Here is an 11508-nt window from a genome sequence, read left to right as displayed (position 1 = left end):
AGAAGCAGTCCTCAAAGAAGCAGAAAGCATCCCAGACCAGCCTAGTGAGAAGGACATGGAGGGACGTTTGGACCTTCGAGATGAAATCATCTTTACCATTGATGGTGCCGATGCCAAGGACTTGGATGATGCGGTTCACATCAAGCGCTTGGAAGGTGGGAATTTTGAGCTTGGCGTTCACATAGCCGATGTCTCTTATTATGTAACCGAAGGTTCTGCCTTGGACAAGGAAGCCCTCAACCGGGGGACCTCTGTCTATGTGACCGATCGGGTCGTGCCCATGTTACCTGAGCGTCTATCAAACGGGATTTGTTCCTTAAACCCTCAAGTGGATCGCTTGACCCAGTCAGCCATTATGGAGATCGACCAGCGTGGTCGGGTACTTCGCTACCAGATCACCCAAACGGTCATTAAAACGACTTTCCGTATGACCTATAGCGATGTCAATGAGATCATTGCTGGGGACCAGGAGAAGCGTGAGGAATACCAAGCTATTGTGCCAAGTATCGAAGCCATGGTTGGTCTTCATCAGATCTTAGAAGGAATGCGGGAAAAACGAGGAGCCCTGAACTTTGATACCAGTGAAGCAAAAATCCTAGTCAATCCTCAAGGAAAACCAGTAGACATCGTCTTGCGCCAACGTGGGGTTGCGGAACGGATGATTGAATCCTTCATGCTGATTGCAAATGAGACAGTAGCAGAGCATTTTGCCAAACGAAAACTTCCCTTTATTTACCGGATTCACGAAGAACCCAAAGCAGAGAAAGTGCAAAAGTTTATCGATTATGCTTCTAGCTTTGGCCTACCAATTTATGGGACAGCTAGTTCCATGAGTCAGGAAACCTTGCAGGACATTATGAAGAAGGTAGAAGGGGAACCCTATGCTGATGTCTTGTCTATGATGTTGCTCCGTTCCATGCAACAAGCGCGTTATTCCGAGCACAACCACGGCCACTATGGGCTAGCAGCTGAGTTCTATACTCACTTCACCAGTCCGATTCGCCGGTATCCAGACTTATTAGTCCATCGCATGGTGCGAGAGTATGGAAAAGATTCTGAAGTGGCTAGCCATTTTGAACAGGTCATTCCAGATATTGCTAGCCAATCCTCTAGTCGGGAACGCCGCGCCATTGATGCGGAACGGGAAGTGGAAGCCATGAAGAAGGCAGAGTACATGGAGGACTATGTTGGCGAAGAGTACGATGCATTGGTGTCCAGTGTCGTCAAGTTTGGTCTCTTTGTTGAATTGCCAAATACCGTAGAAGGTTTGATCCACATCACTACCTTACCTGGTTTTTATCATTTTAACGAGCGCGATTTGACCTTGCGCGGGGAAAAATCAGGCGTCACTTTCCGTGTCGGTCAGGAGATCCGAATCAGGGTCGAAAGAGCGGATAAGATGACTGGTGAGATTGATTTTTCTTATATCCCAAGTTAGCTGGATTTGATTGAAAAAGTCACTAAAACATCGGGTCGTAAAGATCGAAATGGACACTCTAAGCGCCCTTCTTCTAAGAAAGAAGAACGAAAGCAAGGAGGCATTAGAGAGAACAAGCGCAAGCATTCTTCAAAAGACAAGAAGAAAAAGAGTAAGAAACCTTTTTACAAGGAAGTAGCTAAGAAAGGAGCTAAGCATGGCAAAGGGCGAGGGAAAGGTCGTCGCACAAAATAAGAAAGCAAGCCACGATTATACAATTGTTGATACCATTGAAGCAGGAATGGTCCTGACTGGTACAGAAATCAAGAGTGTTCGAGCAGCTCGTATCAACCTCAAGGATGGATTTGCCCAAGTCAAAAATGGGGAAGTCTGGCTCAGCAATGTTCATATTGCTCCCTATGAGGAAGGCAATATCTGGAACCAAGACCCAGAGCGCCGTCGCAAACTCTTGCTGCATAAGAAGCAAATTCAAAAGTTGGAGCAGGAGACTAAAGGAACAGGGATGACTTTAGTTCCTCTTAAGGTTTACCTTAAGGATGGCTATGCCAAGCTCTTGCTAGGCTTAGCCAAAGGGAAGCACGATTATGACAAACGTGAATCCATCAAACGGCGGGAACAAAATCGGGACATTGCTCGTGTCATGAAACAATACAATACGCGTTAAAGTAAGAAATAGGAACAGCTGAAGCAAGAGTCTAAAACTGTTCCTATTTTTAAATTTCTTTTCTTGAAACCGCTTGCATTTTTATCTGGATAAGGGTATACTGAAGGTAGCGTTGGTATAGTTGTTTTTCGTCGGCTTGAAAATTATTTTCTAGCCTCTTTTGTAGTCATAAAGGAGATCGACTATGAGAAAACTACTGGTCAAACTGATGATTGCTTTGATGGCCTTTGCCTTGATTCCAGTTCAAGTTGCGCAGGCCTGCTCAGCCTTCATTGTTGGGAAGGAACTCACGACAGATGGTTCCATGCTCTTTGGGCGGACTGAAGACTATCCTTATGCTCCCGATGGTGGTCGCCACAATAAAACCTATGAAGTGGTACCTGCCAAAGACTATAAGGATGGAGATATGTTGGAGGACGAATCCAACGGCTTTGCTTATCCCCACTTGAGTCATGAAATGAAATATACCGCAACTTATGATGCAGCCCATGGAGATGGTTCCAACGGGAACTTCGGAGCACACGGCTTTAACGAAGCAGGCGTTTCCATGACTTCTACCGTATCTGCAACCCCACACGATAAGATTTTGAAAGCAGACCCACTGGTGAAAAATGGCTTGGCTGAAGCTGCTATGGTGGACTTGGTTCTTCCACGTGTCAAAACAGCTCGTGAAGGAATTGAGTTGGTTGCCAAGGTACTTGATGAAAAAGGATCTGCCGAAGGAAACATCATTGTCGTAGCAGATAAGAATGAACTCTGGTACATGGAAATCCTCTCTGGTCACCAATATGTAGCCATTAAATTCCCTCAAGACCGCTATGCCATCTTTGCCAATACCTACTATCTAGGACATGTGGATTTCAAGGACAAGGACAATGTCATTGCTTCGAAAGATGTGGAAGCAGTTGCTAAAAAGGCAGACCACTACAAGACTGATAAAGATGGTAACTTCCATATTGCAGACTCTTATGGTCCAGATGAATATACCGAACGCAACCGCTCACGGACCTATGCAGGGATTACCTTGATGGATCCTAAAGCGGACATCAAATATGATGATAAGCACTTCGACCTCTTGCGCAAACCAACGGATCCTTCTAAAAAGTATAGTCTAGAAGATGTTTTCGCTGAACAACGGAACCGGTTCGAACACCTTAAACAATACACACCAGATGACTTGGTGGAACCAGGTAAAGAAGTCGATACCAATAAATACAAATATGCTTTGGGAAATGAAAACGTCATTAACGCCCACGTCTACCAAATTAAGAAGGACTTGCCAACTCCATTTGGTGGTGTCGTTTGGTTAGGTCTCGCTCAAAGCCGGAACACGCCTTATGTGCCATTCTATGGTATTGTCAACGATACCTATGCACCATTCAAAGTTCGCTCTGCCAAATACGATCCAACTTCTTGGTATTGGGCTGTTTGGCATATTGACCAAATGGTCATGAAATACCCAGACCTCTTTGGCAACAGCATCCAAGAGAAGTGGAAAGAATTGGAAAAAGGCTGGATCAAGGAACAAGCAGCTTTGGATCAAAAATATAGTGGACTCACTGATGACCAAGCGAAAGCTACTGCAGACGAAGTAACAAGTGACTCACTTAAACGTGCGGAAACCATCTTCAAACAAATCAAGCAAGTTGAAAGTGAGATGGAAGATAAGATTCGTACAGAAAAAGGTTTGGAAGCAGACTTTGTTTATGATGGCTATAACAAGGCCAATCTGGTAGCAGCAGCTCAAGCTGAAAAAGATGCATCGAAAGAAACTGATAAGAAGGAAGAAACAGCTTCTAGTCAATCATCTAGCAAGGCAAGTGATTCAAACAGCAGTTTATCTGCCGTCTTAGGAGTTTTGGCTATTGCAGGATTTGGCTTGGCAGGTTTCTACTTTAAAAAATCAAAAAAGAATGAAAATGAAGAATAAGTAGACAGAGACTGTTAAATCAGCATCCTGCCTCAACTGGATTCTAAGAGAGTGGAATAGAAGTCTTCACAAAAGGAGCTTGTAATTCCACTCTTTTTATTGTTATTTGCATGCAATTTTTGTATGATAGGGATAGATAGAAAGAAGGAGAAGAAACGGATGCCTGAAAAATTAATTGCCTATAAACGGATGCCTTTGTGGACCAAGGATACCATGCCTGAAGCAGTCCAAAGAAAACACAATACCAAAGTAGGTACTTGGGGAAAGATTACAGTCCTAAAAGGAAAACTCAAGTTTGTTGAGCTGACGGAAGATGGGGAAGAAGTAGCCAGCCATGTTTTTGAGGCAGGTGAGGATAACCCGATGGCACAGCCGCAAGCTTGGCACCGTGTAGAGGCCCTCACAGATGATGTGGAATGGTTTTTGGAATTCTACTGTGAGCCCAAAGATTATTTCCCCAAAAAATATAATAGCAATCCCGTCCATTCGGAAGTGCTAGAAGCCATGGAGTCCCTTTCTCCAGGCAAGGCCTTGGATTTGGGGTGTGGACAAGGACGAAATGCTCTCTTTTTGGCCCAGCATGGCTTTGAAGTGACAGCAGTCGATCAAAATGAATTAGCCCTAGAGATCCTCCAAAGTATTGTAGAACAAGAAGATTTGGAAATGACTGTGGGACTCTATGATATCAACTCAGCGAACCTAAAACAAAGTTATGATTTGATTGTCTCAACGGTTGTCCTCATGTTCTTGCAAGCGGATCGCATTCCAGCGATTATTCGAAATATGCAAGACCAGACCAATCCGGGAGGCTATAACTTGATCGTTTGTGCCATGGATACAGAGGACTATCCTTGCCAGGTTCCTTTTTCCTTTACTTTTAAGGAAGGCGAGCTAGCTGACTACTACAAGGATTGGGAACTCGTTAAATACAATGAAAATCCAGGGCATCTGCACCGACGTGATGAAAATGGCAATCGAATTGCCTTACGCTTTGCGACCATGCTAGCCAAGAAAATATAAATAGCTCTCTAGACAAGGACACCCTTGCAGTCCTCCTTGTCTTTTATATCTGAAAACATTCTGAAAATACTTGATTTTTTACAGAAAAGGAGTAGACTGTTAGTGTATCTTTCAAGAATTTTGAGGAGAAGCGCGTGAAACTCTATGTTCAACTGATGATTATCTTTACCATCTCTTTGATTGGGGAAGGGATATCGACCCTCTTTCATTTGCCAATTCCAGGTAGTATTATTGGTCTACTGATTCTATTTCTTTGCTTGCAGTTGAAATGGCTTCGTATCCGCCATGTGAATTTGGTTGGATCTTTTCTCTTAGCCAATATGACGATTTTATTTTTACCTCCAGCAGTTGGGATTATGGATAAGTTTGATGTTATCCAGCCCTATTTATTGCCCATCGTGTTGATTATTTTAGGGGCTATCATCATCAATGTAACCCTCATTGCGCTTGTTGTCGGTTTTATCAAGACTCGGTATGAGGGGGATTATGAAGGAGGGAAGAAATAATGGAAAGTTTGTGGTCAAATCCTCTCTTTGGGATTTCTTTATCAGTCTTTGCCTATCTGATTGGGATGATGATTTTTCGTCGCTTTCCCCATCCGATCACGACCCCCCTCTTAGTTGCAACGGTCTTGATCATTGGATTCTTAAAGCTGACAGGGATTTCCTATAAGGCCTATAATATTGGCGGGACCTACCTCAGTAATTTGATTGTGCCCTCAACGGTTGTCCTGGGAATTCCCTTGTATAAGAGTTTTCATTTGATGAAACACCATGCCAAGAGTATTCTTCTTAGTAGTTTTCTAGCAGTAGTAGTCAACACGCTTTTTACAGCTGTCTTGGCTAAGCTTTTTGGGATGAAGTACTTTCTAGCTATTTCCCTCTTTCCTAAGTCTGTGACAACAGCCATGGCAGTGGGGATTGCTGAAAAAATGCAGGGAATTACTACCATTACCCTGGTTGTCGTTGTAGCGACAGGTATCCTGACAAGTGTCCTGGGACCAACGATTCTTAAATGCCTAAAAGTAGAGGATCCTGTTGCCATTGGTTTGGCCCTTGGGGGTACAGGTCATGCAGTGGGGACTGGTACAGCCTTTCAGTATGGTCAAGTAGCCGGAGCTATGGGTGGCTTAGCAATTGGGATAACTGGCGTTTTCTACGTCTTTATAAGTCCCCTTGTCGCGAGCCTGATTCTTTCCTAAAAAGGTAGAGAGTATTCAGAAAAAGCTTGGAAGCAGTTCCGAGCTTTTTAGTGTACACTTAGATAGTGCAGCTTGGTTGATAATTTGAAGATCAAATAATTTTCAGATAGATTACCATTTGATTACAGTCGTTGTAAGCGCTTGCCAAACTTTGGTTCAAAAGGTATACTAAAAGAGGTTATACGGTTAATATCTAGTTAAAGGAGTTCAATATGAAGAAACGTTATGCTCGATCAGCCTTGGGCTTGATCACTGCTCTCTTCCTCTTTGCCCAACCGGTAGAGGCCTGTACAGGTTTTATCATCGGTAAAAAGTTAACAGCAGATGGGAATGCTTTGTACGGACGTACGGAGGACTTAGAACCAAACCACAATAAGAACTTTGTGGTCAGAGAACGAACTTATAACAAGAAAGGGGAGGTCTTTGAAGATGCCACCAATGGCTTTAAGTATGAGCTCCCAGAAGTAAGTTATAAATATACAGCTGTCCCAGATGTTACACCAGAACAGGGTGTATTTGATGAAGCTGGTTTTAATGAGCATGGTGTGTCCATCTCGGCGACCGTCTCAGCTTCAGCAAATGACAACATTAAAAAGGTCGATCCTTATGTAAAGGACGGCTTGGCTGAATCTGCCCTCACCACTGTCGTTCTTCCAAGTGTCAAAACGGCTCGTGAAGGAGTTGAGCTCATTGCGAAAATTGTGGAAGAAAAAGGGGCAGCAGAAGGAAATATTGTGACGATCGCGGACAAGGAAGGTATCTGGTACATGGAGATTCTTTCTGGTCACCAATATGTAGCCATTCTCTTCCCAGAAGATCGCTATGCAGTCTTTCCAAATACCTTCTTCTTAGGACATGTCGATTTTTCAGATAAGGAACGGACTATTGCCTCGAAGGATGTTGAAAAAGTGGCCCGTGATGCAGGAACCTATAAAGAAATCGATGGCCAGTTCCATGTTTCCCAATCCTACAATCCTCCTTTGCATGAGGCAGATCGTTCTCGTGTTTGGTCTGGTATTAAGTCACTGGATCCAGATGCAGATGTGAACTACGATGACGAGTATTTTGACTTGATGCATACTACGGATCGAAAATTGACGCTACGAGATGCGATGAATCTCCAACGCAATCGGTTAGAAGGAACAGACTTCAAACCACAAGATCAAATGGAGTTGGATGGAAAAGGGATTCCAGAAAAAGGGAAGTTTGATGAAGTTTATAAATACCCGATTTCGAACCCGAATGTCATGGAAGCCCATATTTTCCAATTAAAGGATAATGTTCCTGATAGTGCTGGCGGGGGAACCATGTGGTTAGCGATGGGAAGCCCACGAAATGCTCCTTATCTGCCTTATTATGGCAATATCACAAATACCTACCAAGCCTATCAAGAATTAGGAACAGCCTATAATCCCCAATCTTGGTATTGGACCATGTCTCGCATTAATGATTTAGTTGCCAAATATCCTGATTTGTTCGGAGATGGAGCCATCCGTACTGAAATGGAACGCTTAGAATCTCAATGGATGGCTGAGCAAGAAATCAGTGATCAAGAACAAATTGCCCTCGCTTCACAGCCAGAGCAGGCGAGCCTAAAAGCGACAGAAACGAGCATGACTCGGGCTCAAAAGACCTTCGATCGTCTGCAAGAAATTCGTCAAGAAGCAGAAGAAAAGGTGATTGCTCAATATGGACAAGGTGCTATTGACGATTTAACAGATGAAGAAGATGCAAACCAAGAAGAAGAGATCAATTTGGTACCGTTTGACTATGACTTTGTCATTACAATTGGCTTAGCCCTTGTGACAGTGATAGGAGTAGGAATTTTCTTCATCAAATCAAAGAAAGCAAAGGGAGGTAAGAAGGATGAATAAGTTTCAACGAATATTGCTCTTCCTATTTCTGGTCTTAGCAGGGATTGGGATGGAGTTTGAGCTAGGCTCTCTCTCTCAACAAGAGTTTAGCCAAGTAGCAGGAAGAGATTTGGTATTAAATCTGCTCGTTTTAGCGGTGATTGTCGTTCCTCTTTATCTCTTTATTAAGCGACTTGCAAAAAGATTTGAGGTTCCTCTTCTTGTTTTGTGGGCGACCATGTTTGGAGGTGCTTTTGTTGCTGGCTGGCTCAGTTTTTCAGGGAACAGCCTCATTGACCATTTTAATAGTCATCTCATTCAGGATGTAAGCACCTTTAATAAATGGACAGATGCTTTGACAGCACCTTTTGCTGAAGAATTTTTCAAAGCTCTAGTGGCCTTCTGGATCCTCTTGATTTTGGGTCGCAAGGATTTAAAATCGATTTTAATCGCCGGCTTCGGATCTGGTCTTGGTTTCCAAATCATTGAAGATCTAGGTTATGTGGCGCGTCAAACGCGATCTGGAGACCTCTCAGCAGTAACGGAGGCAGTGAACCGCATTTCTGGTGGTTTAGCATCTCATGCAGTCTACACTGCTGTTGTATCTGTTGGAGCCTTTCTCATCCTATCTCAGTGCACCAAGCAAAAAGAAAAGCTCTTTGGTCTCTGGTGTGTAGTTTCCACGGTGGCCAATCACTTCTTATGGAACTCTCCATTCTATGAAACAGACCATCGGGTCAATATTTTGGTAGGCTTGCTCTTTGCCTTCCAAGTGGGAACCTTTATTGAGGTCGTTCTCTTTGCTCATAAAAATCCGAATCTAAACCTTTTAAAGAAAAACTAAGGAAAAGATTCAGTCGATATATAAGTAAAAAAGCTTAGAAACTAAGCTTCAGATTGAAAAAAGTCTTCTAAAAAACTTTCCTTAGGTGAGTACGGACGTCAGCGAACTTCTACGAAGTTCCATGACTTAGTTTTGAGCCTAAGGTCTCAAAACTACCGAGTGCCTGAAACATAATTGTTTCAGGCACTTTTCTCACGGCGGAAAGTTTTGGTTTTTTTTGAATCGATTTAAAAATTGGAACTCATTTTTATTTCTTTGCAGAATCGCTTAACTTATTTTACTTTAAAATAGTTTGTCTACTTTCTAAAAGCTTAGAAACAAAAGTTTCTAAGCTTTTTTCTAGATTCTATTTGCATTCTTCTTTTTTCTTAAGACCAAAGAAGGCTAGGATGGATGTCAACAGAGCGATCATGTAGATAGCAGGAGAGTCGGAAGTTCCTGTTTCTGGTAGGGTAGCAGAGCCCGCTGTGAATGTTTTAGCGACTGTCACTGACAAGTGATGGTTGTTGGCCTTGATCTGTGTATCGTCCTTAGCAGATGTAAAAGTATTCTTTGTTTGGCTAGCTAGTTGATTAGGAGAATTCGTACCAACTAGAGCTGGAATATATGTTTGATCCATTTTACCGGTAGATGGATTAGTTGGTTGAGCATTTTTACCGGTAGATGGGATAACTGGTTGGTTATTGCTTCCTGGGTAGGACTTTGGATTAGCAGGATCTGTTCCTTGTTTGATTTCCTCAATATCTGCCACACCATCTCCATCGGTATCTTTGTTAGCAGAAATAGAAATGGTACGAGAATTTGGATTGATGGTTGCATAGGCTGTGAGATCTGCCTTAGCAAGGTAATCTGCAAAGGCAACGTCCATGGAAGGACCTTCCTCACGAGCTCCACCTAACATGGTGTAGCCATCCCCACCTGCTGCTAAGAAGTCATTGGTAGTCAAGTAGTAATCCTTAGCAAGGTTGAGCGGTTCATATTGACCAGTTTCTGGGTTTTTAATTTCGATATAGAGGACGCGTTTTTCAGCTGGTAGGGTTGTATCGTAATAAACTTTCGCTCCAGATACTTGGAGGAAGCCACCGCTTGGTTCAAGAAGGGGTTGACCGTTTTCGTCAAGAACAGTTTTGCCATCTTTTTCTTGTAAAATAGAGCCAAGAGATTTAGCAAACATATCGGCAATATTCTGACCAGTTACTTTAATTTGAGAGATGGTATTCCCAAATGGGAGAACAGCAATAACGTTTCCTTTGGTGATTGGCTTATCTTTTGCAATGGTTTCGCGCAAGCCACCACCGTTGGTTACAGCAAGGTCAGTCTTGTGACTAAAGCCAGTTTGTCCATATTCGTAGAGGGCATCCGCTACAACATTTCCAAGGTTGGTCTCGCGGACACGGACATTTTCCCGTTGACCATTTAGTTCTACCGGACTATTGTCACGAACGATTTTTGCATTCTCAGCATCGTACTGTTCCTTGATTTTTTGGACCATGGCAGCTACTTTGGCATTTGGCACGACATTTTTGGTTGAAGCTGCTGAAATTTGTTGAGGGTTACCAAGCAATTGGTTGGCTTGGTAAGTAATTTTACCGATATTGTTCAGGTAGCTACCGGTTTGGTTATAGGTGACATTATCTCCGTATGTGGTTGATTGAACAGTATGGGAATGCCCATCAATAACGGTGACGCGTTTTCCTTTCAGTTTTGAGTTTTTAGAAAGTTCTTCAGCTAAGGTAGATCCTCGCCATTCGATTGGTGTAGTCGTATCTACTCCCAAGTGAGCAAGGACAACATAGTTTTTGTAAGTCTTGCCTTCTGCAGTAGCGCGTGCTTCAATTTCATCGATGACCTTGTTTACTTCTGAAATAGGATCTGTAAAGGTAACACCTTGGACATTCTTAGGGTGAGTTTTAGTGGCTGTTTCAGGCGTTGTCACCCCGATGACGACAAACTCATCCCCAACGACATTCTTATCTTTATCGACAATGGTGGAAGCCTCAAATAAACGAGCACCGTTGATGTAGGTGTTGGAGCTGAGAAGTGGGAAGTTCAAGATTTCTTTGTATTTCTTAGCCTCATCCAAACCAAAATCGAACTCATGGTTTCCGACTGCCATAGCATCGTAGCCAATTTCGTTCAAAATTTTAGCTCGTTCTTCCCCTTTTGAACTATTTGAAATCGGTAGTCCTTGGAAGGCATCTCCAGCATCTACGACTAAAGTAGATGGATTTTTCGCACGTTCTTCATCGATGACTGCGGCTAATTTAGCATCACCAATCACACCCTTTTCTTCGACGATCCGACCATGGACATCGTTGGTATGAAGAATATTTGCTTCAGGCAAGTCAGCTGAGCTCTCTGCAGCGCCTTCTGAAGTAGCTGTATTAGCTTCTGTTGAAGCAGGAGTAGCAGCATCTGTAGCATTTGTGGAAGCAGCAGCTACTTCAAGGTTAGTTTCTGGAGCTGTTTGCTCATCTGCAGCTACCTGAGAAGCTAGGAAGGCAGGAGCAAGCAATAAGATCGGCAAAAGAAGTTTCTTCTTTTTCATAAACGGTCCT

The 11508-nt window shown here is 43.1% G+C and carries 8 protein-coding genes and 1 pseudogene; 8 read left to right on the top strand and 1 reads right to left on the bottom strand.

The annotated features are described in order from the left end of the window. From rnr to ACLOR3_RS08010, 8 genes and pseudogenes are all read left to right on the top strand, one after another. Positions 1 to 1672: pseudogene (gene rnr, locus ACLOR3_RS08045) on the top strand (ribonuclease R); the annotation flags it as partial. After that, a complete protein-coding gene (gene smpB / locus ACLOR3_RS08040; RefSeq protein WP_006595871.1) occupies positions 1635 to 2102 on the top strand; it encodes an SsrA-binding protein SmpB in 468 nt (155 codons plus the stop codon). The pseudogene rnr and the gene smpB, both read left to right, overlap by 38 nt. Positions 2103 to 2286: 184 nt before the next feature. Beyond that, on the top strand, positions 2287 to 4032 hold the full coding sequence (locus ACLOR3_RS08035; RefSeq protein ID WP_125334759.1) for a C69 family dipeptidase: 1746 nt from the start codon (positions 2287 to 2289) through the stop codon (positions 4030 to 4032). Positions 4033 to 4191: 159 nt separating this feature from the next. Then, positions 4192 to 5052, top strand: coding sequence for an SAM-dependent methyltransferase TehB (gene tehB / locus ACLOR3_RS08030; RefSeq protein ID WP_411399941.1), 861 nt, complete (start codon positions 4192 to 4194; stop codon positions 5050 to 5052). A 134-nt stretch (positions 5053 to 5186) separates the two neighbouring features. After that, positions 5187 to 5558, top strand: coding sequence for a CidA/LrgA family protein (locus ACLOR3_RS08025; RefSeq protein WP_061564218.1), 372 nt, complete (start codon positions 5187 to 5189; stop codon positions 5556 to 5558). Continuing rightward, positions 5558 to 6253, top strand: a complete 696-nt coding sequence (locus tag ACLOR3_RS08020; protein ID WP_048789588.1) for an LrgB family protein — start codon at positions 5558 to 5560, stop codon at positions 6251 to 6253. The genes ACLOR3_RS08025 and ACLOR3_RS08020 overlap by 1 nt, the downstream gene beginning before the upstream one ends. 212 nt (positions 6254 to 6465) lie before the next feature. Continuing rightward, complete coding sequence (locus ACLOR3_RS08015) at positions 6466 to 8127, top strand: C69 family dipeptidase (protein WP_195323711.1); 1662 nt, start codon at positions 6466 to 6468, stop codon at positions 8125 to 8127. Continuing rightward, positions 8120 to 8950, top strand: coding sequence for a PrsW family glutamic-type intramembrane protease (locus ACLOR3_RS08010; protein ID WP_129269621.1), 831 nt, complete (start codon positions 8120 to 8122; stop codon positions 8948 to 8950). The genes ACLOR3_RS08015 and ACLOR3_RS08010 overlap by 8 nt, the downstream gene beginning before the upstream one ends. Positions 8951 to 9296: 346 nt before the next feature. Here the strand turns inward: ACLOR3_RS08010 and nt5e are convergent, their stop codons facing one another. Then, a complete protein-coding gene (nt5e, locus tag ACLOR3_RS08005; RefSeq protein ID WP_411399940.1) occupies positions 9297 to 11498 on the bottom strand; it encodes a cell surface ecto-5'-nucleotidase Nt5e in 2202 nt (733 codons plus the stop codon). Positions 11499 to 11508: the final 10 nt, after the last annotated feature.

The organism is Streptococcus intestinihominis (assembly GCF_046824975.1).
In the GTDB taxonomy this organism is placed as follows: Bacteria; Bacillota; Bacilli; order Lactobacillales; family Streptococcaceae; genus Streptococcus.
The sequence above is the reverse complement of the archived record's forward strand: the minus strand, read 5'-3'. Positions and strand labels throughout refer to the sequence as shown.

Coding starts and splice junctions, on each gene's coding strand:
- ACLOR3_RS08035 (WP_125334759.1), top strand. CDS start 2,287: ATGAGAAAACTACTGGTCAAACTGATGATTGCTTTGATGGCCTTTGCC.
- smpB (WP_006595871.1), top strand. CDS start 1,635: ATGGCAAAGGGCGAGGGAAAGGTCGTCGCACAAAATAAGAAAGCAAGC.
- tehB (WP_411399941.1), top strand. CDS start 4,192: ATGCCTGAAAAATTAATTGCCTATAAACGGATGCCTTTGTGGACCAAG.
- nt5e (WP_411399940.1), bottom strand. CDS start 11,498: ATGAAAAAGAAGAAACTTCTTTTGCCGATCTTATTGCTTGCTCCTGCC.
- ACLOR3_RS08010 (WP_129269621.1), top strand. CDS start 8,120: ATGAATAAGTTTCAACGAATATTGCTCTTCCTATTTCTGGTCTTAGCA.
- ACLOR3_RS08015 (WP_195323711.1), top strand. CDS start 6,466: ATGAAGAAACGTTATGCTCGATCAGCCTTGGGCTTGATCACTGCTCTC.
- ACLOR3_RS08020 (WP_048789588.1), top strand. CDS start 5,558: ATGGAAAGTTTGTGGTCAAATCCTCTCTTTGGGATTTCTTTATCAGTC.